Source organism: Actinopolymorpha sp. NPDC004070, from assembly GCF_040610475.1.
In the GTDB taxonomy this organism is placed as follows: domain Bacteria; phylum Actinomycetota; class Actinomycetes; order Propionibacteriales; family Actinopolymorphaceae; genus Actinopolymorpha.
On record NZ_JBEXMJ010000006.1, the window covers coordinates 224,835 to 250,961 of the forward strand.

Annotated in this window: 18 protein-coding genes; 8 read left to right on the forward strand and 10 right to left on the reverse strand. The window is 69.6% G+C overall.

Annotated elements, in window-relative coordinates; genetic code table 11:
• Positions 1–4: 4 nt before the first annotated feature.
• The 5 genes from ABZV93_RS13575 to ABZV93_RS13595 are packed head-to-tail and all read right to left on the reverse strand — an operon-like array spanning position 5 to position 6,324.
• Positions 5–2,500 carry a GH116 family glycosyl-hydrolase gene (locus ABZV93_RS13575; RefSeq protein ID WP_354934528.1) on the reverse strand — a complete coding sequence of 832 codons (2,496 nt, stop codon included), beginning with the start codon at positions 2,498–2,500 and terminating at the stop codon, positions 5–7.
• Positions 2,497–3,261, reverse strand: coding sequence for a hypothetical protein (locus ABZV93_RS13580; protein ID WP_354934531.1), 765 nt, complete (start codon positions 3,259–3,261; stop codon positions 2,497–2,499). Before ABZV93_RS13580 ends, ABZV93_RS13575 begins: the two co-directional genes overlap by 4 nt.
• A complete protein-coding gene (locus ABZV93_RS13585; protein WP_354934533.1) occupies positions 3,258–4,130 on the reverse strand; it encodes a carbohydrate ABC transporter permease in 873 nt (290 codons plus the stop codon). The genes ABZV93_RS13580 and ABZV93_RS13585 overlap by 4 nt, the downstream gene beginning before the upstream one ends.
• Positions 4,127–5,071: a sugar ABC transporter permease gene (locus ABZV93_RS13590; RefSeq protein WP_354934536.1), complete on the reverse strand. Its 945-nt coding sequence runs from the start codon at positions 5,069–5,071 to the stop codon at positions 4,127–4,129. The genes ABZV93_RS13585 and ABZV93_RS13590 overlap by 4 nt, the downstream gene beginning before the upstream one ends.
• Positions 5,068–6,324, reverse strand: a complete 1,257-nt coding sequence (locus ABZV93_RS13595) for a sugar ABC transporter substrate-binding protein (RefSeq protein WP_354934539.1) — start codon at positions 6,322–6,324, stop codon at positions 5,068–5,070. Before ABZV93_RS13595 ends, ABZV93_RS13590 begins: the two co-directional genes overlap by 4 nt.
• A gap of 257 nt (positions 6,325–6,581) precedes the next feature.
• Between ABZV93_RS13595 and ABZV93_RS13600 the strand changes: the two genes are divergently transcribed.
• Positions 6,582–6,755, forward strand: a complete 174-nt coding sequence (locus ABZV93_RS13600; RefSeq protein WP_238341294.1) for a DUF3099 domain-containing protein — start codon at positions 6,582–6,584, stop codon at positions 6,753–6,755.
• 10 nt (positions 6,756–6,765) lie between these two features.
• Positions 6,766–7,563, forward strand: a complete 798-nt coding sequence (locus ABZV93_RS13605) for a 2-phosphosulfolactate phosphatase (protein WP_354934542.1) — start codon at positions 6,766–6,768, stop codon at positions 7,561–7,563.
• A 3-nt stretch (positions 7,564–7,566) separates the two neighbouring features.
• Here ABZV93_RS13605 and hrpA read toward each other — a convergent pair whose 3' ends face one another.
• Complete coding sequence (gene hrpA / locus ABZV93_RS13610; RefSeq protein ID WP_354934545.1) at positions 7,567–11,670, reverse strand: ATP-dependent RNA helicase HrpA; 4,104 nt, start codon at positions 11,668–11,670, stop codon at positions 7,567–7,569.
• A 177-nt stretch (positions 11,671–11,847) separates the two neighbouring features.
• On the opposite strand from hrpA, the gene ABZV93_RS13615 reads away from it, so the two are divergent.
• On the forward strand, positions 11,848–12,369 hold the full coding sequence (locus ABZV93_RS13615; RefSeq protein WP_354934548.1) for a DinB family protein: 522 nt from the start codon (positions 11,848–11,850) through the stop codon (positions 12,367–12,369).
• Positions 12,370–12,529: 160 nt separating this feature from the next.
• Positions 12,530–13,294 (forward strand): sulfotransferase family 2 domain-containing protein, encoded by a 765-nt coding sequence (locus ABZV93_RS13620; RefSeq protein ID WP_354934551.1) that lies wholly within the window; start codon positions 12,530–12,532, stop codon positions 13,292–13,294.
• Between the two features lie 135 nt (positions 13,295–13,429).
• Here ABZV93_RS13620 and ABZV93_RS13625 read toward each other — a convergent pair whose 3' ends face one another.
• Together ABZV93_RS13625 and ABZV93_RS13630 are read right to left on the reverse strand one after the other, a co-directional pair.
• A complete protein-coding gene (locus ABZV93_RS13625) occupies positions 13,430–16,204 on the reverse strand; it encodes a hypothetical protein (RefSeq protein ID WP_354934554.1) in 2,775 nt (924 codons plus the stop codon).
• On the reverse strand, positions 16,174–18,381 hold the full coding sequence (locus ABZV93_RS13630; protein ID WP_354934557.1) for a hypothetical protein: 2,208 nt from the start codon (positions 18,379–18,381) through the stop codon (positions 16,174–16,176). Before ABZV93_RS13630 ends, ABZV93_RS13625 begins: the two co-directional genes overlap by 31 nt.
• A 371-nt stretch (positions 18,382–18,752) precedes the next feature.
• On the opposite strand from ABZV93_RS13630, the gene ABZV93_RS13635 reads away from it, so the two are divergent.
• Positions 18,753–19,802 carry a LacI family DNA-binding transcriptional regulator gene (locus ABZV93_RS13635; protein ID WP_354934560.1) on the forward strand — a complete coding sequence of 350 codons (1,050 nt, stop codon included), beginning with the start codon at positions 18,753–18,755 and terminating at the stop codon, positions 19,800–19,802.
• Positions 19,803–19,916: 114 nt separating this feature from the next.
• On the forward strand, positions 19,917–21,815 hold the full coding sequence (locus ABZV93_RS13640; RefSeq protein WP_354934563.1) for a beta-L-arabinofuranosidase domain-containing protein: 1,899 nt from the start codon (positions 19,917–19,919) through the stop codon (positions 21,813–21,815).
• A gap of 35 nt (positions 21,816–21,850) precedes the next feature.
• Here the strand turns inward: ABZV93_RS13640 and ABZV93_RS13645 are convergent, their stop codons facing one another.
• On the reverse strand, positions 21,851–22,621 hold the full coding sequence (locus ABZV93_RS13645) for a DUF2267 domain-containing protein (protein ID WP_354934566.1): 771 nt from the start codon (positions 22,619–22,621) through the stop codon (positions 21,851–21,853).
• Between the two features lie 119 nt (positions 22,622–22,740).
• Here ABZV93_RS13645 and ABZV93_RS13650 point away from each other — a divergent pair, with 119 nt between their 5' ends.
• Positions 22,741–23,373, forward strand: a complete 633-nt coding sequence (locus ABZV93_RS13650; protein WP_354934569.1) for a GAP family protein — start codon at positions 22,741–22,743, stop codon at positions 23,371–23,373.
• Positions 23,374–23,523: 150 nt separating this feature from the next.
• On the opposite strand, the gene wecB is transcribed toward ABZV93_RS13650, so the two are convergent.
• Positions 23,524–24,741, reverse strand: coding sequence for a UDP-N-acetylglucosamine 2-epimerase (non-hydrolyzing) (gene wecB, locus ABZV93_RS13655; RefSeq protein ID WP_354934572.1), 1,218 nt, complete (start codon positions 24,739–24,741; stop codon positions 23,524–23,526).
• A gap of 220 nt (positions 24,742–24,961) precedes the next feature.
• Here wecB and ABZV93_RS13660 point away from each other — a divergent pair, with 220 nt between their 5' ends.
• On the forward strand, positions 24,962–26,116 hold the full coding sequence (locus tag ABZV93_RS13660; RefSeq protein WP_354934575.1) for a DegT/DnrJ/EryC1/StrS aminotransferase family protein: 1,155 nt from the start codon (positions 24,962–24,964) through the stop codon (positions 26,114–26,116).
• Positions 26,117–26,127: the final 11 nt, after the last annotated feature.

Genomic DNA, 26,127 nt, shown 5'->3' on the forward strand with positions numbered 1-26,127 from the left:
CGGCTCAGACCACTTTCCACACCTCGCCGGCACGAAGGATCGCCGTGGGTGGTCGGTACGTACGACCGCCGACCTTCAGCGACTTCAGCGGTAGCTCGCCGCCCACCACCCTCAGCCGGCCCGGGCCGTCGGAGCTGCTCGGCTCCCAGGTGCCGAACACCGAACCTGTCGACCAGAACGCCGACCCGGACGCACGCCGTTCCCCCACTGTCAGGACCTGGTTGACGCCGGAGTAGCTGATGGCGTTCCACGTCGCGAACGCCGACCAGCTGGCCATCGCCCTGGCGTAGTGGTGCCCGCACTCGGCCTCGTCGAACGGGTTGCGCCTGCGGCCGTCGTATCGCGACCGGATGGCATCGACGATCTCCATCGCGCGTTCGGCCTCACCGACCTGCAGCAGTCCCGTGGCAGCGGTGTACTCGAACCCCGTCATCACCTCGCCGAAGTACGGAAACGGCCGCACCGGGCGCTTGTCCTCGTCGTACGTGCACATCAGCACAGCCGCCTCGTCCCCGAGGACGAAGCTGCGCATCGGGTTGAAGTGGTGGGCGAACCCGCGGCGGAAGTTGCGCCGGTGAACCGCGAGCAGTGCCGAACGAACGTGTTCCTCGTCCAGCAGCGCTCCGAGGCCGGCCAGCGTCGCGGCGTACTGGCCCACCAGTTGGTCGACGAGACACCCGTCGGCCAGTTGCAAGTCGGGGTTGACAGTGTTCGCGGACCCCATGCTGCGGTGCCGCAGGCCCTCGGCGATCTCGTCGGGGTCGGCGACCGGGCGCACCTCGTGCCGGTAATAGTCGCCGTTGAAGAGATTCTCGTCCAGCCAGGCCGAGCCGCTCTTGAACAACGCGTGGCAACGTTCGGCGAAGTCGGGCTCCCCGACGGCGCGGGCCAGCTCCTCGGCGGCTCGCAGCGCCGCGAGGTACCACGCCCCCATCTGCGGGTTGGGCCCGTAGTACTCCACGTCCATCGTGTTGTGCTGGACACCCTCCATCACACCGTCCCGGTCGGCGTCCCAGCCGCCGGGTATCCAGGAGAACTCCAGGCTGCGCCGCGCCGCCGGCCACAACGAACGAAGCAGGTCCTGGTCACCGCGCAGCTTCCAGTCGAGGTAGAGGTGCACCAGACACGCCATCTGACCGTCCGCCGCCGCCAGTCCCCAACTCCGCGACTCCTCGACCGGGAGGCCCGCACGGAAGCTCATCAGGCCGGACTCGTCGGTGCAGCGCGCGTACTGCGTGGTCCGGAACGACCGGGCGACCGGTGCGAACAGCAGCGACGTCGCGAACTCGTACCCCCACACGTGCGTACACGTTCCGTGGCAGCTCCCGACGCGGTCGCCGACTCCCTCCCAGCCGTAGTAGTCACCGGCCGCAGACTGGAACACGGTCGGGCTGCGCAGCGTGCTGAGGTTGAACAGTGCCGCCTCCCGCAGTGCTGCCGGAGCGTCGGTGTCGACCACCGCGTGCACCGCGTCCAGCGTGGCGCGTTCGAGTTCGGGGAGGCGCACGGCCACCATGGCGGCAGTCGCCCACGAGTCCGGATGCGCGACCGAGTAGGCGTTGCCGATCACCGTGTCGCCGTACTCCCCCAGGTGCGTTCCCGAACCGCTCCAGGCCCGGCGGTTCGGGAAGTTCCAGGTGAGCAAATATGTGACGTCGATCGTCTCCCCCGCGGGCACGGCCACTTTCGCGGCCAACGACGCCACCGGTCGCACGGTCGGCGACTCCCGCTCCTCCAGCAGGCCGTCCTCGGCGAGGTCGTCCCAGAAGTCCAGCAGCGCGCCGCCCCAGCTCAGGTCCGCCCAACGGGTGCGGTGGCTGACCTGCGCACCGGCGGGTGCGACCATCACCATGCTCAGCTCGCCCGCGGCCTCGGCATCAGCCGGCAGGCCGGGCGCGGTCATCGTGATGCCGTGCAGCGATCCCGACGTACGCAGGGTGTTCTGGTTGTCTCCGGTCTCCTCCGACGTGCCGTTGGCACCTACCAGGTTGCTCATCGACATGACGGTCGTGGTGTGGACCGGTTCGGCACCAGGGTTGTGCAGCCGGTAGCGCAGCACCGCGACGGGAAGGCTGCTGGTCGCGGTGTCGCCGAACACCAACGGGTTGAACCCCTGCACGGTGACCTCGAGCGGGAACGCGTCGTCGCGCAGCCGGACCTGGCCGAACGGGTAGGCCGCATCGAACTCGCAGTCGGCGAAGCGCGGAAGGCCATGGTTGGGTGCGGGCGAGCCGAACGCGCCCTCGTAGTCCTCGACCGGCAGCGGTCCCTCGGCCACCAGCGTCGTGGCGGGGCCGTCCCCGGTCGCTGCCCGGACGGCGACGAACATCACGTCCGGCCGGAACCCTTTGGCGGGGCGGTTTCCGAGCTCGAAGTCGCGCAGGTCACCCCGGCCGCCGAGGCAGATCGTGCCGGTGCCGATGCCGCCGAGCGGCAGCGCGATCCGGTTCAGGTGAGCGGCGTCGTAGGAGCGGAGCACCGGCCAGTCAGCAGCAGTCATCGTCGTCCTGTCTCACGTACTCGGGGATGGTTCGTCTTTGCATGACGGTCCAGAAGTGCCCGGCCGCGATCGAGGCTCGCGGTGGCGGCCGCTGCCCACAGCAGCGCCAGCGGACCGAGACCGAGGAAGCCGAGCGCCACGCTGACCGACGGCAGGACCGAACCGAACAGGCCCATCGCGCACAAGGTGCCGAGCACCGGCACCGGACACCTGGTGGCCGCGTAGAGGCCGATCAGCCAGGCATCCCTGGCCGGGCAGCTCCCAGCCGACCGGTCGGCGTACAGCCGGTACGGCAGCGCCACCGTCAGGATCGCCATCGCGACCACCGTCGCCGCCCCGCCCGCGGCCACCGACCCGACCGCCCACAACTGCCCGTGAACGGTCCATGCCTCGACCGCGACCGCGGTCAGCACGGCAGCCACCGCCGGCGGCCCGGCCATCGGCAGCGCCGTCCTCAGATCCCGTCCGATCCCGCGCACGAGCCTGCCGAGACCGGGGTGCTCACCGGCCAGCAGCACCATCGCGGTCCTCAGCAGCGGCGTGACCGCGAACAGAAAGGCGGCACCGAGCAACGTCGTACCGGCCGTCCCGAGCACCGGCGCCAGCACCCGGGCCACACCGAGCGGCAGCACAGCGAGGCCGGATCCCGCGAGCAGCACCGGCAGATTGGGCCAGAGCAGCGTGACGGCGCGGCGAAGCGGATCCGGATGCGGCGCAGGTGCGTCGTCCAGCACCGGCCATCCTCGCGAGTGCATGGTCATCCACGGATCCCGATCGAGGCGACGCTTTCGATGAACGCCCGCTGGAACGCGACGAAGACGACCAACGTCGGTACGACGACGATCGTGATGCCGGCGAAGACCACTCCGGCCGGGCCGCCGCCCTGGCCCGCCGAGAGGGTGACCAGTCCGATCGGCAGGGTCATCTTCTCCGGTGTGGAGAGGAAGATCAGCGGGCCGAAGTAGTTGTTCCAGGAGGCCTCGAAGCCGAGGATGGCCAGTGCCGAGAGCGCCGGTCCGGCCAGCGGAATCATCACCTGGAACAGGATCCGGAGGTGTCCGGCGCCGTCGATCCGGGCGGCCTCGTCCAGTTCTCTCGGGATCGTGTTGAAGTACTGGCGCAGGAAGAAGATCGCGAACACGTTGATCAGCGCAGGCAGCCACAGCGCGGCCAGGGTGTCGACGAGCTCCAACCGGCGCATCAGGATGAAGATCGGGATGATCGTGAGCTGGCCCGGCACCATCAGCGCGCTGAGCAACAACAAGAAGACCTGGTTGCGGCCGCGGAACTGGATTCGGGAGAACGAGTACGCGGCCAGCGATGCGGTGAACAGCGAACCCACCACGCTGATCACCGCCACGATCAGGCTGTTCAGCGCCATCCGGCCGATCGGCATCAGGCCGGCCATCTCGTCGAAGCTCTGCAGGCTGAACGGGATGGGCAACCACCGCGGCGGCAACTGGAACGCCTCCACCGGTTCGGTGAGGCTGGTGCTGATCATCCACACCAGTGGCGCCACCATCAGTACGCCGATCACGAGGAGGACCACGCTGATCAGCAACCGGCCGACCCGGAGCGGGCGCCCCCGCTGGTGGTGGCGAACCGGTGAAAGGCCAGGCTCCGCGCTCATGCGTTGTGCACCCACTTCCGGGAACCCCAGAACTGCAGCAGCGTGACCAGCATGATGACCACGAACACCGCCAGCGCGATGGTCGATCCGTAGCCGACCTGGAACGCCTGGAACGTCGTCTGGTAGAGGTACATGACCGCGGAGATCGTGGAGTCGTTGGGCCCGCCGCGGGTGATGATCTGGATCGGGTCGAAGATCTGGAAGGCCCCGATGAAGGTGATCACCGAGGCGAAGAACATGGTCGGCGACATCATCGGCAGCGTGATGTGGAAGAACGTCTGCACCCTGTTCGCACCGTCACAGCGGGCCGCCTCGACCATCTGCGAAGGAACCGTCTGCAAGCCGGCCAGCATGATCAGGAACGTGTAGCCGATGGTGTGCCAGAAGTCGATGCCGATGATCGACGGCAGTGCCCAGGACGGATCGGTGAACCAGTCCGGCGGATCGATGCTCACCATCTTCAGGTAGTAGCTGAAGATGCCGAACGTCGGGTCGAGAACGTACTTCCACAGCAGCGCAACCGCCGCCCAGGAGATCAGGAAGGGAAAGAAGACGGCTGTGCGGACGAAGTACGAAAGCACCTTGTTGATGCCCCGGTTCACCGCGATCGCCAGAAGGAGACCGCCGAGGAGGTGAGTGACCACGGAGGCGAACGCGAAGACGAACGTGTTGCGCAGCGAGTGCAGCAGGAGAGCGTCGTGAACCAGCCGATGGAAGTTGTCCAGGCCGACGAACTTCGGCGGGGTCAGCAGGTCGTAGGAGAACAACGACATGGCAAGCCCGACCAGGAACGGGCCGAGGATGAACAGGGCGAACAGCAGTAGGGAAGGAGACAGGAAGAGCCAGCCCGCCAACGTGTTCGCCCGCCCGATCCCGGCCGGGCGAGGCGCATTTCCCGAGTCGCGGTGGCCGCGCAGCACGGCACCGGTCGCCACGGTCATCGGAGCAGGTCCTGCAGCTTCTTGTTCGCCTCGGTCAGCGCTGACTGCGGTTCCTTGGTGCCGCTGATCCCTTGCAGCCACGCCTCCTCGATCACCTTCTGGCACTCCGCTCCGCGGTCCGGTCCTGGGATCGGCGTCGCGTCCTTGAGCAGCTCCACCAGCAGCTCGGTGTTCTGCGGTGCGTCCTTGAGGAAGTTCGGACCGGTCGCATCCGAGATCCGCGCAGGTACGGCACCGCCGCCACCGGTGGTGATCGCGTCGCCGAACTGCTCCGAGATGAGGTACTTGATCAGGGTCCAGGCCGCGTCCTTGTTCTTCGACTTCTTCAGGATCGGCCAGGCATCCCAGCCGACCGGGGAACCGACGCCTGCGTTCTTCGGCCAGCGGACCAGGCGCACCTTGTCGACGAACTTGACCCGGCGCAGGTCGTTGGTCGGCCAGCGTCCGCCGCCGAGCGTGGCCAGCTTGCCCTTCGCCATCAGGGTCGCCGCCTCCAGGTTGCCACCGGGCTTGGGAGCGAGGCCGTCGACGACCAGCGATCGGGCGAACGTCAGCGCCTCGACCGCAGCGGGCGAGTCGTACTGCGCGGTCTTCCAGTCAGCGCTGAGCGCCGAGGTTCCGTTGTTGGTGAGCCAGGGCATCACGTCGGTGAAATAGCCCGCTGCGGCCACACCGAGATACGCTCCGGTCTTCTCCTTGATCGTCCTGCCGGCGGTTCGGAACTCCTCCCAGGTCCAGGCCGGCGGGATGTCAAGCCCGGCTTTCCCGAACAGCTCGGTGTTCAGATACAGCGCCATCGTGTTGTAACCGCCCGGCATGAAGTACGTCTTGCCATCGGGCGAGGCGTATTCCTTCAGCCATTTCCGCAGGTTGGGCGGAGTGTCGGCGTAGTAGGCGTCCACCGCCGCCTTGTCCTTCTGGATATAGGGATCCAGCGGCTCGAGCAGCTGCTTGGACGCGAAGATTCGCTGCCCCTCGGTCGCGATCTGCACCACGTCGAGCGACTGGCCGCCCGCCAGGCGGGTCGCCACGGTGTTCGCGAAACCGGCCCACGAGTCGGCGGCGATGCCCTGAGCCTTCAGGGTGATTTTCGGATACTTCTTGCGGAACTTGGTGAACAGCTTGTCGTAGGCCTTCTGCGCTTCCGCATCGCCGTAGTAGACGAAGGTGACCGTGCCGGAGGTGGCCCCACCGGGCCCGGAATCGCCCTCCCCACCGCAGCCGGCCAGGACCGAGCCGAATGCCGGAAGCAATGCCGCACCACCGACACGGCCCAGAAATGTGCGCCGAGAACAGCTGCTCGGTCGCTCGGGAGGGGTGGGAAGTCGATTCATGACGAGTCTCCTCGCACACCGAGTAATCGATTTCTCGGGAGGCTAGGAGCGCTGAATCCGAGCTGTCAACGATGCGGCCGGGGTCGGCCTTCCTGGCCGTGCACCGAAACCGGTCACCACAGGGCGGGGCACTGGAGGGTGTCTCAGGCGGCGGCGTGTGACATGCTGGATCAACGATGGGACGCAGAAAGACCTACCTTCTCCTGATGGGCACCTGCGTCGGCCTGTTCGTTCTCGCCTGGGTCGTCGTCCGGCACTTCTCGCTCGTGGCAGCGGTCGTGATGTCCGTGGTGGCCGCGCTGATGCCCCCGCTGGCCGCGATCATCGCCAACTCCCGCCGCGAGCCGTAGGTTGCCCGCCGTGCACGGTGAACGCTGGTGGGCACAGGAGTCCTTCGGCGTACGGCTGGAGTGGGGGCCGACCGGAGCGGAGCGACTGGCGGGCGACCACTCCGGCTGGCTCGTCGTGGTCGACGTGCTGTCCTTCACCACCGCGGTGACCGTCGCCACCGAACGCGGAATCCAGGTGCTTCCCTACCCGTGGCGCGACGGCACGGCCGCGGCGTTCGCCGGTCGTCGGCAGGCCGCGCTGGCCGTGGGGCGCCGGCAGGTCACCGCGTCCACACCGTGGTCACTGTCGCCCGCGGCCCTGCGGGGCGCGCCCTTCGTGCCGCGGCTGGTGCTTCCCTCCCCCAACGGCTCCACCATCGCCGCCGCGGCGGCCGGCCGGGGCACGCGCGTGGTCGCGGCCTGCCTGCGCAACGCGGGCGCCGTGGCGCGATGGCTGACGGAGCGGGGCGCCGGCACCCCGGGCCGGCCGGTGATGCTGGCGCCGGCCGGTGAGCGCTGGCCTGACACCAGCCTGCGTCCTGCCCTGGAGGACCTGCTCGGAGCCGGCGCGGTCGCCGCGGCACTCGCCGACCTCGGCACCGGGCCGCTGTCACCGGAGGCCAACGCGGCAAGGGCGGCTTACCTCGCCGGAGACCCGATGGCCGCGCTCACCGACTGCTCGTCCGGGCGGGAACTGCGCGCGGGCGGGTTCGCCGGAGACATCGCCGTCGCGGCGGAGGTGGACGCCAGTGCGAGCGTTCCCTTGCTGGCCGAGGGAGCGTTCACCAACGCCGCTGTCGACCCGGACGGATGGAATCCCAGCCGATGAACCTCAGCGGGTGAGCCGGTCGATCGCCTTCAGGATCCGCTTGTCCGAGATCGGGCCGGGCGTGCCCAGGACCTGCGCGAAGTAGCTGACCCGAAGCTCCTCGATCATCCAGCGGATCTCCCGCAGCCCCTCCTCCGCCTCCGCGCTGAGCGAGCCGGACACGCGTGCGTCGCGGGTCAGGCGGGCGCGGGCCTTCTCGTACGCCTCCTGCACCTGCTGCACCGAGCGCATGCGTTCGGCGTCGCGGTGGGGTTCGGCGGCGACCTTGTCCAGCCGGCGGTCGATCGCCCGCAGGTAGCGGACCACGTCGGTCAGCCGGCGCCAACCCGTCTCGGTGACGAAGCCCGGGAACACCAGCCCTGCCAACTGCGCCTTGACATCGGTCAGGGCCGGCAGCAGGACGGGGTTGGACGTACGCCGAAGCCGGGTGTCGAGTTCGTGCGCGACGGACAGGATGTCGGCGGTCCTGGCGACGGTGTCGGCGACCGTGTCGTGCAGGTCGGCGCGTACGGCATCTCGCAGTCGTTCGAACCCCGCGCGGTCGCGGACCGGCCCGCCGTTGTCCGCCATCAGTTTGTCCACCGCACAGGCCAGGCAGTCGTCGAAGAGTGCCGCGGCGCTGCCGTGCGGACTGTGGCTCAGCGCGAGTTTCGTCTGGTAGGACTGACGATCCAGGACGTACTTCACCGGGGACGGCAGGTTGAGCAGCAGCAGCCTGCGGGTGCCCGCCCACATCGCGCGCCGGGCGTCGGCCTCGGACTCGAACAGCCGGATGGCGGCGGAGTCGCCCGCGTCGGCCAGTGCGGGATAGGCCCGCACGGACAGGCCGGCCCGCTGCTTGGCGAACTCCGCCGGCACCGCCTCGAAGTCCCAGCTGCGGATGTTCGCGCGTTCGACCCCACTGGCCGCCTTGGCCAGGGTGACCTTCAGCTCCCCGCGCAGCTTCTCCTTCAGGGCGGCGAGGTCCTTGCCCTCGCCGAGCGTGCGTCCCCGGCCGTCGAGCACCCGGAAGGTGGGCTTGAGGTGGTCCGGCACCTTGCCGAGGTCCCACGACTCCCGCGGTAGGAGAATGCCCGTGAACTGCCGCAGCGCCGCCTCCAGGCTGTCAAGGAACGGTTGACGGTGTGGCTGCATGCGTTCCAGGGCCGCCCGGGCGAAGTCCGGCGCCGGAACGAGCGTGCGCCGCAACGGCTTGGGCAGTGAGCGGATCAGCGCGGTGACCAGGTCCTGCCGCATACCCGGGATCTGCCAGTCGAAGGTGTCCGAGCGCAGCTGGTTCAGGATCGGCAGCGGAATGTGCACGGTCACACCGTCCGCGTCGGCGCCCGGCTCGAACTGGTAGGTGAGCCGCAGCTTCGCGCCAGGCACCTCCCAGAAGTCGGGATAGTCGGCCTCGTCGACATGTTCGGCCGACTCGTTCACCAGCATGTCGATGGAGAAGGTCAGCAGGTCCGGCTCACGCCGGCGGGCCTTCTTCCACCAGGCGTCGAAGTGCGTGCCCGACACGACGTCCTTGCCGACGCGTTCGTCGTAGAACTCGAACAGCGCCTCGTCGTCGACCAGGATGTCGCGCCGCCGGGCACGGTCCTCGAGGTCCTCGACCTCGTCCAGCAGGGCGCGGTTGGCGTGGAAGAACTCGTGCCGGGTCTCCCAGTCGCCCTCCACCAGGCCGTGCCGGATGAAGAGCTCGCGGGACAGCTCTGGGTCGATCCGGCCGTAGTTGACCACCCGCTGGGCCACCAGCGGCACGCCGTACAACGTGACGCGTTCGTACGCCAGTACGGCTGCCTGCTTCTTGGACCAGTGCGGCTCGCTGTAGTTGCGCTTGACCAGGTGCCCGGCCAGCTCCTCCACCCAGCCGGGCTCGATCCTGGCCACGATCCGCGCCCACAGCCGGGAGGTCTCCACGAGCTCGGCGGCCATCACCCACTGGGGCGGATTCCTGAAGAGCGCGGAGCCGGGGAAGACCGCGAAGCGGGCACCGCGGGCACCGAGGTAGTCGTTGGCCGAGCGACGGCCCGATCCGCGGGCGCTCTCCTCCGACTTCTTCTCGCTGTCCTTCAGGCCGATGTGGGAGAGCAGCCCGGCCAGCAGGGACTGGTGGATGCGGTCGGAGTCCAGGTTCTCGCCTCGCTTGCCGACGGTCATGCCGAGCGACTTGGCGACCTGGCGCAACTGGCTCTCGATGTCCTGCCACTCCCGCACCCGCAGGTAGTTGAGGAACTCGTTGCGGCACAGCCTGCGGAACTGGTTGGACGACAGGGCGCGCTGCTGCTCACGCAGGTAGTCCCAGAGGTTGAGGTAGGTGAGGAAGTCGGAGGTCTTGTCCACGAACCGCGCGTGCTGCTGGGTCGCCGCCTCCTCCTTGCCCGTCGGGCGTTCGCGCGGATCCTGGATGGACAAAGCGGCGGCGATCACCATCACCTCGCGCAGGCAGCCGTTGCGTTCGGCCTCCACCACCATCCGCGCCAGCCGCGGGTCGACCGGCAGCTGGGAGAGCGTACGTCCGACCGGAGTCAGGCGGTTGCCGCCGTCGCCGCGCTCGCCGCGGCCGCGGGACCTGCGACCCGACCTGCCGCCGGCCTTCTCCTGCCTGCCCCGTTCACCTCGCGCCCCGTCCTCGGCAGGCCCACCATCCGTGGCAGCCTTGGCGTCCCCGGCCTGCTCGGTGGCCAGCGCGCCGAGCTCCTCCAGCAACTGCACGCCGGCCTTGACGTTGCGGCTGTCCGGCGGGTCGATGAACGGGAACGCCGCCAGGTCGCCCAGTCCGGCCGCCGTCATCGCCAGGATGACCGACGCCAGGTTGGTCCGCAGGATCTCCGGGTCGGTGAACTCGGGCCGGGCGAGGAAGTCGTCCTCGGAGTAGAGCCGGATGCAGATGCCGTCGGACGTACGCCCGCAGCGGCCCTTGCGCTGGTTGGCCGACGCCTGCGAGATCGCCTCGATCGGCAGCCGCTGCACCTTCAGCCGCTGGCTGTAGCGGGAGATGCGGGCCGTGCCGGGGTCGATGACGTACCTGATCCCCGGCACGGTGAGCGAAGTCTCGGCGACGTTGGTGGCAAGGACGATCCGCCGCCCGCTGTGCCGCTGGAAGACGCGGTGCTGCTCGGCCGCCGACAGCCGGGCGTACAACGGTGCGATCTCGGTCCGCGGGAGGTTCCTTTTCTCCAGCGCGTCCGCGGTGTCCCGGATCTCCCGCTCCCCGCTGAGGAACACCAGGATGTCGCCGTCACCCTCCAGGGACAGCTCGTCCACAGCGTCCAGGATCGCCTGGGTCTGGTCGCGGTCGCGGTCCTCGGCGTCCTCCACGATCGGGCGGTAGCGCACCTCCACGGGGTAGGTCCGGCCGGACACCTCCACGATCGGCGCGTCACCGAAGTGCCGGGAGAAGCGCTCGGGGTCGATCGTCGCCGAGGTGATGATCACCTTCAGGTCGGGGCGGCGCGGCAGCAGCTGTTTGACGTACCCGAGAATGAAGTCGATGTTGAGGCTGCGTTCGTGCGCCTCGTCGATGATGAGCGTGTCGTACTGCCGCAGCATCCGGTCGGACTGGATCTCGGCCAGCAGGATGCCGTCGGTCATCACCTTGACCAGGGTGTTGTCGCTCACCTTGTCGGTGAACCGCACCTTCCAGCCGACCGTCTCCCCCAGCGGGGTGTCCAGCTCCTCGGCGATCCGCTCGGCCACCGTCCGGGCCGCCAGCCGCCGCGGCTGGGTGTGCCCGACCAGGCCGCTCACACCGCGACCGAGCTCCAGGCACATTTTGGGCAGCTGGGTCGTCTTGCCCGAACCGGTCTCACCGGCCACGATCACCACCTGGTGGTCGCGGATCGCGGCGAGGATGTCGTCCCTGCGCTGGCTGACCGGCAGTTCCTCCGGGTAGCTGACGGTCGGCACGCCGGCACGCCGCGCGGCCAGGCGCTGCTCGGCGGCGTCGATGTCGGCGGCGATCTGGTCGAGGATCTCGCCCGAAACCTGGTGGTCTGCGCGGCCGCGCCGGTTGCGTACGCCGTCGATGCGGCGCTGCAGCCGGCGCCGGTCGAGGTGCGTCAACTCCGGGAGGCGGGCCTGCAGCTGGGCGAGCGATGATCGCGACGGCGTGTCCATACGGAGGTCAAGGATAGGCAACGCCGCCAACTACGACACCTCGTTATCCCTTGGGGGACGTTCCCGGGGCTGGGTCCTCGGAGAGCCACGGCCTCCCGGCCGGGCCCGGTCCTGGGCCCCGTCCGGGCGGCGGTCCACGGGCGGTGCCCGGTGAGATCACCAGTACGCTCTGCGGCCATGACGTCTTCCCGTTCCCGAACCAGGCCTCCGCACGTCGCCGACGAACGCACCCAGCTGATGGGGTGGTACGACCTCCAGCGCGCCGTCGTCCACTACAAGTGCGAGGGCCTGAGTCACGACGACCTGCACCGGTCGGTGCTGCCGGACTCGCCGCTGATGACGGTGGCCGGGATCCTGTCGCACCTGCGCTGGACCGAGCAGCTGTGGTTCGAGGTGGTCTTCGCCGGTGAACCGGCCGACGGACCACAGTTCGTCGAGGATCCCGAGGACGCCGACATGATCGTCGCCGACGACGTGCCGCTCGACCAACTGCTGGCGGAGTACGACCGTCAGTGCGCGGCGTCGAACGCAATCATCGCCGCGCACTCACTCGACGACGTCGGCACCCACCCGGACTTCGACGCCGCCCGGGCGACCCTGCGGTGGATGGTGCTCCACATGCTCGAGGAGACCGCCCGCCACGTCGGTCACCTGGACACGATCCGCGAGCTGCTGGACGGCCGGAAGGGCTACTACTGAGCTGTCCGGTGCCGACCCGTCAGGTGTACCGAGGCCGCGGCCGGGGAGCCGTTGCGCGTCCGCATGTGGCCACTCGATCCCCGGGGGAGGCGCACCGCGGATCGCCCGGACCGGTGAAAGGGCGTTGACGGCGTGCTCGGACGCCGCGCAGCATCGACGGGTGCCAACGGATCGCGGTGAACTCAGCGCCCTCGTCGAGGAGCGGCGGTCATCCGACGAGCACCTCACCTGGGGCTACCACTCTCGGGTTTCGGTCACGCATCGGTACGTCTGCGTCGCGATTCCGAAGGTCGCCTGCACCACCGTCAAGACGGTGTTGCGTACGTGGGAGGGCCTTCCTGCTTCCGACGACGTCCACGAGGAAGGTCCGCGGCTGGAGGACTTCACGACCGGTGAGATCGCCACGATGCTCACCTCGCCGGACTGGCTGCGGTTCGCCTTCGTCCGCAATCCGTACGCGCGTCTGTTCTCCGCGTACAAGTCGAAGATCGGGAACACCCGGGACCGGGAGTACGACTGGCTCCGCGACCAGATCAGGGAAGCGTTCGGCTACCCGTCCCGGAACGGCGCCCGCGTCGGCACGGTCACCTTCGACGACTACGTTCGTTTCCTCGCCGGGTCGGACGATCCTCAGGTGGTCAGGGACGGCCACCTCGACGTGCAGGTGAGGATTCTGCAGCGGGACTGCATCCCGTACGACATCCTCGGCAGGTTCGAGAACTTCCGGCACGACTTCGACGCCATCCTCAGCAGGCTCGACGCGCCGCCGAGGATCCGAGCCCTGGCCGGGGACGTGCTGAACTCCACCCCGTACCTTCCGCTGGCCACTGCCTATCGGCGAGAGCTCGCCGACATCGTCCACGCTGTCTACGAGGCCGACTTCGAAGAGCTCGGTTACGCCCGGGACAGCTGGCTGCACGAATAACCCCTACAGGCAGAGGCAGAACGGGTGGCCGTCCGGGTCCAGCAGGTCTGGAAGGGTCCGACCCTCCCGCACACACCTGGGTCAGTGCGAGGGAGGCACCGGAGCCGGCCGCCGTGAGAGGTCTGCTCCACGACCTCATCGGCCTGGTTCGCAGGACTCCTTCTGCAGGTACGCCACCCACCGGCTGAGCAGGTAGGCCGCGCCGGTGTTGCGAGCGAGTCCCCGCGGCTGGTCGCCGGTCGAGCCCTCGAACCGCAGGGTGGACACGATCAGCCGGCCCTCACCCCAGCGAACCTCCGCGCCGTAGTCGAGCACCTCCGCGGTACGGGCGTCCACCCGGCGCAGGATCGGGTCGACGTCGGCATCGACCGGGATCGATCCCAGGTCCAGGGCCAGGTCGGTGGCGCAGCCGGCGAACTGCTGCGACACCCAGCCGTCGTGCGGGAAGTCGCCCCAGGCCGGGTGGGGCTCGGGGACCTTGACGGCCTCCCGCCAGAACGGCACGGCGACGGTGCCGAACGGGCCGCCGGCCGCCGCGTCGACCAGCAGCACCGCTCGGCCACCGGAGCGCACGTGGTCGTCGAGGTCACGGCTCCACCGGGTGGCGACCGCCACCGCCGTGGGTGACAGCTCCGAGCCCACCTCCGGCGCCACCTTCGCCAGGTCGGCCAGGGGTCCGCCCGGGTCGACCAACGTGAGTGCACCGGCGTCGTCGAACGGCCGTGCCGGGAAGATCCACAACGGCCAGGAGTTGATCGTCTCCTCCGGGTGCCTGCCTTCCGAAGCCACCCGGGTCCGGTTGCGCAGCACCGCCCGGCGCGGGCGGCCCACCGCCGGCGCGGTGAACTCCGCGACGGCGAGCTCACCCACTGTCCCGGGCGCGCGTACGCCCGCCGGTGCGTACGTTCCGGCCGCGAACGGGGCCGCGCCCTCGAACCCGGCCGACCACTCCCCCGTCACCGAGCCCTGCTCACGCCCGTGGTGGGCGAGCACGAGGTGCGCACGGACCAGAGCGCCTTCCGGGTGGCACCACGGGTCTCCGTACGCCGGCCTGTCCCCGCCGGCCAGCCACGTCCGCCGTCGGTCCCAGCCCAGCCCGACGACGAGGTCGTCGTTGAAACCGCGGAACTCCTCCGGGTCCACCTTCAGCTCGCCGAGGTCGTCCCACAGGCCCGCGGTGCTGATCGGGGTGTCGCGTTCACCGGTGATGACGTAGCCGGATGTGTCGGCCCGCAGCCGCACGGTCTCCAGAGTCACCTTGCGGTGCAGCAACGCCTGCTTGCGGGAGATCTCCTCCAGCTGGTTTCCCCTGTCCCAGAAGCCGTTCGCGCGCAGCCTGGGCTCGTGCAGCTGGGAGTCGTACTGCCAGCGGGCGCCCTGGGGGTTGACCGCGGGGTCGTCGCTGACCCACCACGGCCGCGGGCCGGCCGCGTCCAGCCGGCGCAGGTCGCGGAAGGTGTCCAGGTCGCAGAACTCCCCGAACAGCCAGGGCTTGGGCTCCCGCCATCCGGGCGCGAAGTGTTCCAGCGTCTCCCGGAAGTGCTGGAGTTCGCAGTACAGATGGTGGTCGTAGAAGTCGGCGTACTCCGTGAGCAGTCCGCCGTACGCCTCACCGGACCCACTGTTGTCCCGCACGAGGGCGTCGCCGACCAGGCGCTTCACCTTCGCGTAGAGCGGCCCGAGCACGTCGTCGCCGATCACCGCGCTCAGCTCACAGCCGAGGGTGTAGAGCACGACGGACGGATGCGAACGCGCCGCCCGGACGAGGCGTTCGACCTCGGTGTCGAGCCGGCCGCGGAAGTGCTCGGTCGGGTGCGGCAGCCACATCGGCAGCTCGACCCACACCAGCATGCCGAGTTCGTCGGCGAGGTCGAAGTAGTAGTCGGGCGGGAACCACAGGCAGAGCTTCACGCCGTTGAACCCCATCCGGCGCAGCTTCAGCAGGTCCGCGCGCACCCGGTCGGGCCCGGGGTTGGCGTACAGGACGTCGGGATACCAGCCCCAGGACAGGATCATGCGTGGGTACACCGGCGCACCGTTGAGCAGCAGGCGGGCGCCGTCGGCTGCGACCGTGCGGAGGCCGACCCGGACGGTCCGCTCGTCCGAAGGCCGCTCGCCGGGACCGGCGGCCGTGTCGGGCAACAGGCGTACGCGCACGGTGTAAAGGTCGGGTTGCTCCGGCGACCACGGCCGGGGACCAGGCAGGAGGACGTCGAACCGCGCGGCACCGGCACGCGGGGTGGCATCGCCGGCGTCGTCGCCGACGACGGCGTCGCGGGCCTCCTCCGCCACCACCGCGCCGTCGGGATCGGTCACCGTCAAGGCGACCTTGCCCGTGCCGGAGAGCGAGGTCTCCACCGTCAGCGCACCGTCGGGGGTTCCCCACGCGTGCACGTCGTCGAACACGACCGGCCCCGTCACCACCAGGGAGACGTCCTGCCAGATGCCGCCGTGGACGTGACCCCAGACGTACGGCAGGAAACCGGCCAGCGTCTCCCGGGTCGGATAGCGGCCGGGCACCGGTGGGGCGTCCGGTCCGCCGGTCAGGCTGGCGGGCTTCTCGGCCCGGACCCGCAGGGTGCTCCGCTCCCCGGGTCGGCCCCGCCGCACCGCCGATGTGACCTCCACGTCGAAGGCGTCCCACATGCCGACGTGCTCACCCACCGGCTGCTCGTCGACGTACACCTCGCAGGCGTAGCTCACCGCGCCGAACCGCAGCCAGAGCCGCTCGCCGGGCGCGAGGTCGGGAACGACGAAGCTCGTGCGGTAGTCGACCGGGCCGGGGTCGTCCTTGGCGATGCCGGTGTCCTCCCAGCATCCCGGCACCTCCACAGACCGCCAGTCGCTCGTACCGACCCGACGTACCTGCCAGCCGCCGGTCAGCAGCTGGTGAGTTCGTGCCAGTCCCACCGGGACTGCTCTCCCCACGTGAGCTTCGCCAACCGGCCGTTGACAGTGACGTCCACGCCGTCCGCCGTCGGTTCGAGCCGGATCCGCACGGGTGTGTCCCGCACCGTCAGCTCCACGCCGTACACCTCTCCCGGCACCCGAAGACCGGCCGGGAGATTCGGCCGCACCCGCAGGCCGCCGGCCTCCGGACGCAGACCCACGAGCGTGCCCAGCAGCAGATGCGTGGTGAACGCGCCCCAGCCGTATCCCTCGCCGCCGCACCGGCCCGACAACGGCCAGTACTCGCAGGCCACACCCGGCAGCGTCCGGCCCGGCTCGTGCCGGCGTGCGTCCCAGAACCCGTACGCCCGGTCCACGACTCCCCCGGCCACCCGGGCTGCGGTGTCGTGGTCTCCGGCCGCCTCGGCCGCGTCCACCGCGGTCCAGGCGAACATCGGCCACACGATCGTGTCCGGATCGGCGGCGCGTACGGTCGCCCGCAGGGCCTCGACCTGCCCGGCACCGGCCTGCCCGAGCGCCAGGGGAGCAAGCAGCATCACGTCGTCGACCGCGGACGGCTGCCCGGTGCGGGTGTCGACGTCGGCGTACCGCTCGCCGGTCCACATCCGCGCGGTGCGGTCCGCGAACTCGGTGGCGACGTCCCGCCACCGCCGCACGTCCTCGTCCCGGCCGAGCACACCGGCCAGGTCGGCCATCGTCGCGGCGGCGTCGGCGAACGTCGCCTGCAGGTCGACCGGGCGGACGGACCAGGTGGGATGCCCGCCGCCGAGGGGCTGGTCACCGAACCGCGGGGACAGGTCCTGACCCGACTCCCAGCTGCAGGCGTGCACCAGCCAGCCGTCGGCGTCTCCCCGGTGGGCGAGCCACCAGTCGAGATAGGCCGCCATCGGCGGGTAGATCCGGGCCAGCCAGGCCTCGTCCGGGTGGGCGGCGAACAGGTGGCGGACGACCGGCCACGGATACCCCCACTGCGGTCCGGTGCCGCACACCGTGCCGTCCGCGGACACCATGTTGTACGTGCCGTCCTCCCGCGAGCACGGCACGTTGGGCAGGGGCGCGTCGGCAAACACCCCGAGAAGCAATTCCTGGGCCAGCCGCGGATCGGCGTACGACAACAGCAGCGCATCGATCGCCGCCTCGCCCAGAACCACCCGCGGCGCCTGGATCTGCATGCCGTCCCACACGTGGTGGTAGATCCCGACCGGCGGTTTCACCATCATCCGCAGGGTTTCCAGGTCGTAGACCAGGCCACGCCGCCAGTGCGCCGGCCAGTCGCCGGTCAACCGCGGCGCTCGCGACCAGAACGCGTCGTCGGAGCGGATCCGGGTGCCCCGCACCCGGTGGGCAATCTCCGCGGCCTCGGCCAACCGGCCGGTGGCCTCGTCCGCCGTTCGGCCGCGGGACAGCAGCACGAGGAGATCCCGCCGGCCCGTCGCCGGGACGCTGACGACCGCCGACAGCGTGACCTCCTGCCCCGGCTCTCCCAGGACCGTCACCGGCCCCGCAAGGTCACCGTGCCCGCCCTCGGCGGTCCACCGGTCGGCCTCCGCAGCGTCCGCTGTCACTCCGGCGACCAGCCCGGGCACGCCGGGGTCGTCCCCTTCGGCGTCGCCGGTCGGCACGACGGTCAGCGCGAACGCCTCACCGTCCTCGAACCCCTGCAGGACAACGACGTTCCGGAGGTTCTCCGCGGACGTGTCCGAGCGGCCCACCAGGCCGGACTCACCCCAGCCGTGGTCGGCGCCGACCAGCCGGGTGTAGTCCACACGGACGGTCGTGTGCCGCTCCGCGGTCGCGTCGACGAACGCCGCCACGACGTCCGAGCCCACGACCACGAAGTCCGCCTCGCAGCGGGCCGACCCGCGCTCGGCCACGAACCGCACCAGGTCCTTGGAGTGGTAGGGCGAGCACACCTCGTCGAAGTCGGCCATCGCCAGCGCACCGTCCACCCCGACGCGGACGCTGGTGCGGTAGGTCTCGCGGCGGCCGCCGTAGGACGTCGCCAGAGCGGGGAAGTGCCAGCAGAACCCGACGTCGCGGGAACGCAGCACGCCCTTTGGTGTCAGCCGCCGGGTGTGCTCGGGAACGTCGAGATAGCCGTACGGCGTGTAGTCGTCGAGCGGGAACGAAGCCTGCGTCCCCTGTGTTCCTTGTGTCCGCTGCGTCGTCTGGGTCATCGCCGCCTCATCCCTTCACGCCGGACAGAGCGATGCCGGCCACGAAGTAGCGTTGCGCAAACCGTCGCCGGCACCGCCCGACCCGGGTCGGGAGGCCGGAAGGGTTGACGTCGTTCATCGCATGCTCCTGCCACGTACCTGGCGACGGCTGGGGTGGGGACGAGCAGCGACGCTAGACCGCTCGCCGAACGCGCGTCAACGGTTCAACAACTGAGAAACCAATTTCCCGGTTGTGGCGCAACTAGGTGGCCACACTGCGCCAGCAGGCGGCACCGTACGGTCCCAGCCCTTGCCAGTATGGCGTTTCTGCGTGCATGCTCAGTGCGCGACTACCGACTAACCGTTTTCTCGTCCGCGTAACCGGAGGAGCCGTGGCCCCGACCATCCGGGACATCGCCCGCGTCGCCGGCGTCTCCGTCGCCACGGCGTCCAAGGGCCTCAACGGCAAGGGCCGGATGCGACCGGAGACCCGGGAACGCATCGTCCAGACCGCCCACGACCTGGGTTTCCGGCCCAACCGCAACGCCCGGTCGCTCACCAGCGGCCGCACCTACACGGTCGGGTTGCTCACCCGCAACGGCTACGGCCGGTTCACTCCCGCGCTGCTCGGCGGGGTCGAGGACGCGCTGTCCGCGGACACCTGCAGTCTCCTGCTGTGCGACGCCCGCCGGGACGCCGTACGCGAACGCCACTACATCGACGCGCTGACCGCCCGGCGGGTGGACGGGCTGATCGTGACCGGCCGGGAGACCGACCCGGCACCTCGGGTGGGGCGCGACCTGCCGTTCCCGGTCGTCTACGCCTATACCGTCTCCGCGGACCCGGCCGACACCAGCGTCACCGTCGACGACGAGCACGGCGGCCGGCTCGCCGTCCGCCAGTTGACGCGGCACGGCTGCCGGCGGATCGCACACCTGACCGGTCCGCCCTCCTACGCCGCCGTACGGGACCGGGTCACCGGCGCCCGGGCCGCGCTGGCGGAGGAGGGCCTGGACCTGCCCGACTCGCGCGTGGTCTACGGGCCGTTCAGCGAGGAGATGGGTTTCACCCACGTACGCCACCTGCTCGAACGCGATCCCGAGATCGACGGCATCTTCTGCGGGAACGACCAGATCGCCCGCGGGGCAGCCGACGGTCTCGCCGCCCTGGGCCGCCGGGTGCCTGACGACGTTGCCCTGGTCGGCTTCGACAACTGGACCCTGCTCGCGGCCTCGACCAGGCCGGCACTCGCGTCGGTGGACATGAACCTCTACCGGCTCGGCCGGGTCGTCGGGGAGACGTTGCTGGCGTCGATAGACGGCACGGTGACGCCCGGGATCACCCGGCTGCCGTGCTCGATCGCCGTCCGTGCGTCCTGCCCCGCCTCCACCGGCGACGACCCGGTGTGGACGAGCGACGCACCGCTGGTGCCCGACGCCTGACCCCGGCTCGACCAGCGGTGCACCGCTGGTCTCCCATGCCTGCACCACCTTTCCCACGCTTTCCCGCACGCCCGACGCAGCCGACCGAATGCCGCCGACCGACGGAGTACGCCAATGACCGCAGAGACCGCCGAGACCCCCAGCCCGCACGCCCCAGTCGTCGACACCACCCGTAGCCCGTACGCCCGGCTACGCCCGGTCGGTGTGGGCGACGTCGAGGTGAGTGATGCCTTCTGGCAACCCCGCCTTGACAGGAACCGCGTACAGACGATTCCCGCCCAGCACGAGCAGTGTGAGACGACCGGTGCGCTGACGAACTTCCGCCGGGCGGCCGGAGACGCGCCGGAAGAGCCCTTCCACGGTATGTACTACTCCGACTCCGACGTCTACAAGTGGGCCGAGGCCGCGTCCTGGAGTCTGGCGTCCACCGACGACAGCGCGGTGGCCGACCGGTTGACGGAGGTGGTCGGGCTGTTCCAGGCCGCCCAGGACGACGACGGCTACCTGAACACCTACTTCTCGGTGGACCGGGTGGCCGAGCGCTGGACCGATCTGGTCGTACGCCACGAGATGTACTGCGTCGGGCACCTCACCCAGGCCGCCGTGGCGCACTTCCGGGCGACCGGCAGCCGGGCCCTGCTGGACGTGGCCGAACGCGCGTGCGGGCAGATCGAGTCGCGGTTCGCGCCCGGGCAGGTCCCCGGCACCTGCGGGCACCCGTGCCTGGAGATGGCCCTGGTCGAGCTCTACCGCGCCACCCGCGACGAGCGGTGGCTGCGGCTCGCGGTGTGGCAGCTGGACTCCCGGGGCGTGGGCGTCCTCAACGGCAGCGAGTACCTCCTCGACCACGCACGCCTGCGCGACCAGTCGTTCGTCACCGGGCACGCGGTCCGCGCTCTCTACCTCTACGCCGCGGCCGCCGACGTCGTGCTGGAGACCGGCGACGAGGAACTGGCGGCGGTCGTGGACCGGCTGTGGGCCGACCTGTCCGGGCACAAGACGGCGGTCACCGGCGGCGTCGGTGCGCGCTGGGACGGCGAGGCGTTCGGCGACGCGTACGAGCTTCCCGACCGCGCGTACAACGAGACCTGTGCGGCGATCGCGCACATCTTCCTCGCGTGGCGGCTGCTGCTGCGCACCGGCGACGGGGCCTACCGCGACGCTGTGGAGACCGCTCTCTACAACGGCGTGCTGCCCGGGCTCTCCCAGTCCGGGACCGAGTTCTTCTACCAGAACCCGCTCGCCGACGAGGGCCGCCACCGCCGGTCGCCGTGGTTCACGTGTGCCTGCTGCCCACCGAACATCGCCCGGCTGCTCGCCTCACTGCCGGGCTACGTCTACACCACCTCCGACGAGGGCCTGTGGGTCCAGCTGTACGTCGCGAACACGGCCCGGGTGAGCCTGCCGGACGGCGGCTCGGTCGGTGTGGAGCTGCGCACCGGACTGCCCTGGGACGGCACTGTCAGTGTGCGGTTGACACCTGCGGAGCCGCGCGAGTTCAGCGTGTTCCTGCCGGTGCCCGGCTGGGCGGGCGAGGTGACCGTCCGGGTGGGCGAGGAGGTCCTCACCCCCGAACGCCGTTCCGGCTACCTCGTGCTCACCCGCACCTGGCAGCCCGGTGACGAGGTGCGGCTGGACTTCTCCCTGCCTGTACGGCTGGTCGGCACCCACCCGCGGGTGGCGGCCGGGCACCAGCGGGTGGCGCTCACCCGGGGTCCGCTGGTCTACTGCGTCGAACAGGCCGACCACGCCGACGCCGCGGTGGCGGACCTGCGCCTGAAGGGTGAGGAAACCTGGCGGCCGGAGTTCGCCGGCGACCTTCTCGGTGGGGTGGTCACGCTGCACACCACCGCAACCGCGCTGAAGGTCGCCGAGGACGAACCGCTGCACCGGCCCTACGTCGTGGGCGAACAGCTGCCGGGCGTACCCGCCGAGGTCACCGCGGTGCCCTACTACGCGTGGGCCAACCGAGAGGCCGGGCCGATGCGGGTCTTCCTCCCGTTGGTTCCCTGAGCGTCGGGCCCTGAACGTCAGGGCTTTCCTGAGCGTCAGGACGATGCCACCGGAGCCCACAGCACCTCGTGGTCCGGTGGCAGGTGAACGCCGCAGTCGAAGAACTCCTCGCCCACCGCCTCACGTACGACCATGAACACCGCCCGGGCATGTTCCAGCGCCCGGTCGGGCGGAACGCCGTCGCGTTCGGCGATCAGGGCGAGGAGTTCGGCGAGGGACATCCGCCGGCCGGGGCCGGGGTTGCGGCGCAGGCCCCGGCGCAGCGGCTCGTGCAACTCGACGGGAAGCCGGCCCACCAGGTGGTTGACCTCTCCCGCTGAGACGCGCTCGGCCAGCGTCTCGAGTACGGCGTCGACCGACCGGCGGGCGGTCTGCTCGTCCAGGCCGGTGCGCTCGGCCACCTTCGCCACCAGCTCCTGCGCCGGAACCACCGGCGGGCCGCCCGGCAGCAGGTAGGCGTAGTCCTTGGGAAGCTGCGCGACCAGGTTGGCGAACTCGCGATCCCCTAGCGCCTGCGCCAGTGCGGTGAAGACCGCCTCGGCGTCGCGTTCGGCCGGCTCTGGGGTGGTTCCTTCCCGCTCGGCCACTCTGCGCAGGAAGTCGTCCACGTCGAAGCGTTCCGGCGGATCCTCGGTGGTCACCAGGGAACCCAGCTGCGGGGGCAGCGCGCTCGCCAGCTCACGGGCCTTCTGCTGGGAGACACGCTCGGCCAGCGTCTGCAGGGTCGCCGTGGTGGCGCGTTCGGCGCCATCCCGCCCGAGGCCACCCGCAGCGTCCACGACGGTGAGAAACCGCTCGTATTCCATGGGAATCTCCCCGGCCCGTGCTGGCGGTGTCGTTCTCGACTCTACGCGCCGCCGCCGATGCGAGAGTAGGAGTGGAGCGGTGGCAGGGCCGCCTCCTCGAGCGTGGAGGGAGTCCTCCCGTGCGTGATCTCCTCACCGTCCTGCCGCTCGCGGTCGTCATGGTGGCCGGCCCGCAAATCATCAGCGCGGTGTTCCTCGCCACCAACCCACGGTGGGTCAGCTGTTCGCTCGCCTACGTGGCCGGTGCGGCCCTGTCCATCCTCGCGGTGTGCACGATCGCCTACCTCGCGGCGAGCTTCGTGCGGGACCTCGTGAGTGTCTCGGCGCCCGGATCGTCGCGTCGCTGGTTCTATGTGGCGATCTTCCTCCTTCTGCTCTACGCGATGGTGTACGTCTTCCTGCATCGCGGACGCCCGGATCCGCCTGCCTGGATGGGAAAACTGCAGGAAGCCAACGTCAAGTTCGCGTTCGGGCTGGGTTTCTTGTTGCTGGGCTTCTTCCCGAGCGACCTGGCCACGTCGTTGACCGTCGGGCTCAAGCTCGCTACCGACACCAGGCCGTGGTGGCACATGCTGCCGTTCATCGGCCTGACCCTGCTGTTGCTCGCGTTGCCGGCCCTGTGTGTGCTGGCGCTGGGCGAGCGCGGGCGCCACCTGCTACCGCGTGTGCGGGACTGGATGAACAACAACTCCTGGATCATCAGCGAGGCGGTGATCGTGTTGTTCATCGTCCTCACCGTCCAGAACCTGTGAGGACGCGGACCGATGGCCGCGCCGAGGACCGCCGTCCGTACCGGTCATCGTCGCGCAAGGCCGGCTGCGGCTCAGCACGAAGACCTCTCACCTGTCCGGAACGGCGCCGGCGAACCTGGCGACCGAACGGGTGGGACCACCGGCGGGCCGTTATCGGCGATGCCCACCGGCTCCGTCCCTGATGCCGGTGATCTCGCGGTAGCCGTGGGCAGTTCCGAGGATGAAACGCACCGTCCGCTCCGAGCAGTCGTCGACGAGGTACTCCGGGATGGACGTACTCGATGCGGTGCGCGGAGCCCCCGACGTCACCAACTCCACGGCGGCGAGCATGGTCGGCGAGTCCAGCCCGACCGTCACCAGGACGCCGGCGTCGAGCGCCTCGGGCCGTTCAATGGAGGTTCGCAACGTGACCGCCGGGAATCCCAGGATCGACGCCTCCTCGCAGATGGTTCCCGAGTCGGACACAACGCAGCGGGCAGCCAGTTGCAGTCTGACGTAGTCGAAGAAGCCGAACGGCTCACAGAAGTCGACCCCGTCCGGCGGTGACCAGCCGTCGAGCGCCTCCATGCGCTTCCTGGTCCGTGGATGGGTCGACACAACCACGGGCAGCCCCCAGTGGTCACGAAGGCCGGAGATGCCTTCGAACAGTCCTCGCAGCCGTTGCGGGTCGTCCACGTTCTCCTCGCGGTGGGCACTCACCACGAAGAAGTCGCCGGCGGTCAGGCACAGGCTGTCCAGCACCCTCGACGCCTCGATCTGCGGGCGGTAGTGGTCGAGAACCTCCTTCATGGGTGAACCGGTGAGGAGGACTCGCCGGGGGTGGATGCCCTCGCCGAGCAGATTGCGACGCGCGTGCTCGGTGTATACGAGGTTGAAGTCCGCGATGTGGTCGATGAGCCGACGGTTCGTCTCCTCCGGCACGTTCTCGTCGAAACACCGGTTGCCGGCTTCCATGTGGAAGACCGGGACCCGCAAACGCTTCGCCATGAGCGCCGCGATCGAGCTGTTGGTGTCACCGAGGACCAGCAGCGCGTCGGGCCGCTCGGCCATGACCATCTCTTCGGCCTTGATCAGCGTGTCACCGAGCATCCGGCCCAGGGTGGAGGTGTCGACACCGAGATAGTAGTCGGGTCGTCGTAGCCCAAGCTCGTCGAAGAATATGTCGGACAGTGTGTAGGCGTAGTTCTGACCGGTATGGACGAGCACGTGATCTATCGCGGAGTCCAGGCGAGGAATGACCCGGGAGAGCCGAATGATCTCCGGTCGCGTTCCCACCACCGTCATGACCTTCACGTACAACTCCTCACCCGCCGCGCAGCGGACGTCCCGGAAGGCGGGCGAATCCAGCGTGCCCAACTGGTAGTGCATATTACGGACATCATGAGCATTCTTGCCGGACACTGGGCAGGCCCACAGAGTGAGACTTTTGTAACGCCTGCCGACGTTCTGCTGCCCAGCGGGAAACGGTTGAGTTCGGATAACTTTCGCGGCCTGTCGTGATAGCCATATTCCGCGAGGGGGAACTGTAACGAATATCTGGAACCAACCTCTTCACCACATCTACTCACAACACTTCGTGGGGGCTGGTATGGCCGATCGCACACTCCCCTTTGCACTGCCGGACATTGGCGAGGAGGAGATCCAGGCGGTTTCGGACGCGCTGAGGTCCGGCTGGTTGTCCAGCGGTCCAAGGGTCGAGGAGTTCGAGCGCCGGTTCGCCGCCCTCTGTGGCGACGGTGTGCAGGCGGTCGCACTGAACTCCGCCACCGCTGGGCTGCACCTTGCGCTGGAGGCCCTTGGGATCGCCCCTGGCGACGAGGTTCTCGTACCGACGTGGACCTTCACCGCGACCGCCGAGATCGTTGTCCACCTGGGCGCCAGGCCGGTGTTCGTCGACAGCGACCCGGTGACCCTCAACATCGATCTGGCCGACGCCGAGCGCAAGGTCACCGGACGCACGCGCGCTGTCCTTCCGGTCCACTTCGCGGGTAGGGCGGTGTCATCGTCCCGGCTTCACGAGTTCGCCGTCCGGCATCACCTGCACGTCGTGGAGGACGCGGCACATGCGTTTCCCAGTGCGAGCGAGGGTGTACCCGTCGGCGCCGGGCGCAGCGCAGCGACCGTCTTCAGCTTCTACGCGACGAAGACGATCACGACGGGCGAGGGCGGAATGCTGGTAACCCGCGACCTCGACCTGGCGAGCCGCGTTCGGACGACCAGGTTGCACGGCATCGACCGCAACGCCTTCGACAGGTATCGCAGCGATCGTCCCGCCTGGCGCTACAACATCGCGGCGGCAGGCTACAAGTACAACCTCACCGACACCGCCGCCGCGATCGGGTTGGTTCAACTCGACCGGGCGGAGAAGATGCACCTGCGACGTGAGCAGATCGCCGAGCGCTACCTGGCCGCGTTCGCCGATCTTCCGCTCGATCTGCCGCAGGAGGCCCCGGCCGGTGACATTCATGCGTGGCACCTGTTCGTCGTCCGAGTGTGGGACGGCGCCAGTCTTGGCCGAAACGAGTTCATCGCGGAGATGTCCCGCCGCGGGGTGTGCTGCAGCGTCCACTTCATTCCGTTGCACATGCACTCGTACTGGCGAGACCAGTACGGCCTTCAGGACGAGATGTTTCCGGTCGCCAACAGTGAGTTCGACCGCGTGGTGAGCATCCCGCTGTACTCCGGGATGACCGACGACGACGTCGATCGAGTGCTCGAGACTGCCCGCGACGTCCTGCGGTGATCCGGAGCGGA

Bases quoted from the DNA above. Each gene is read 5' to 3' on its own strand.
- ABZV93_RS13575 (WP_354934528.1), bottom strand. From the start codon at position 2,500: ATGACTGCTGCTGACTGGCCGGTGCTCCGCTCCTACGACGCCGCTCAC.
- ABZV93_RS13580 (WP_354934531.1), bottom strand. From the start codon at position 3,261: ATGACCATGCACTCGCGAGGATGGCCGGTGCTGGACGACGCACCTGCG.
- ABZV93_RS13585 (WP_354934533.1), bottom strand. From the start codon at position 4,130: ATGAGCGCGGAGCCTGGCCTTTCACCGGTTCGCCACCACCAGCGGGGG.
- ABZV93_RS13590 (WP_354934536.1), bottom strand. From the start codon at position 5,071: ATGACCGTGGCGACCGGTGCCGTGCTGCGCGGCCACCGCGACTCGGGA.
- ABZV93_RS13600 (WP_238341294.1), top strand. From the start codon at position 6,582: ATGGGACGCAGAAAGACCTACCTTCTCCTGATGGGCACCTGCGTCGGC.
- hrpA (WP_354934545.1), bottom strand. From the start codon at position 11,670: ATGGACACGCCGTCGCGATCATCGCTCGCCCAGCTGCAGGCCCGCCTC.
- ABZV93_RS13615 (WP_354934548.1), top strand. From the start codon at position 11,848: ATGACGTCTTCCCGTTCCCGAACCAGGCCTCCGCACGTCGCCGACGAA.
- ABZV93_RS13630 (WP_354934557.1), bottom strand. From the start codon at position 18,381: ATGACCCAGACGACGCAGCGGACACAAGGAACACAGGGGACGCAGGCT.
- ABZV93_RS13640 (WP_354934563.1), top strand. From the start codon at position 19,917: ATGACCGCAGAGACCGCCGAGACCCCCAGCCCGCACGCCCCAGTCGTC.
- ABZV93_RS13645 (WP_354934566.1), bottom strand. From the start codon at position 22,621: ATGGAATACGAGCGGTTTCTCACCGTCGTGGACGCTGCGGGTGGCCTC.
- wecB (WP_354934572.1), bottom strand. From the start codon at position 24,741: ATGCACTACCAGTTGGGCACGCTGGATTCGCCCGCCTTCCGGGACGTC.
- ABZV93_RS13660 (WP_354934575.1), top strand. From the start codon at position 24,962: ATGGCCGATCGCACACTCCCCTTTGCACTGCCGGACATTGGCGAGGAG.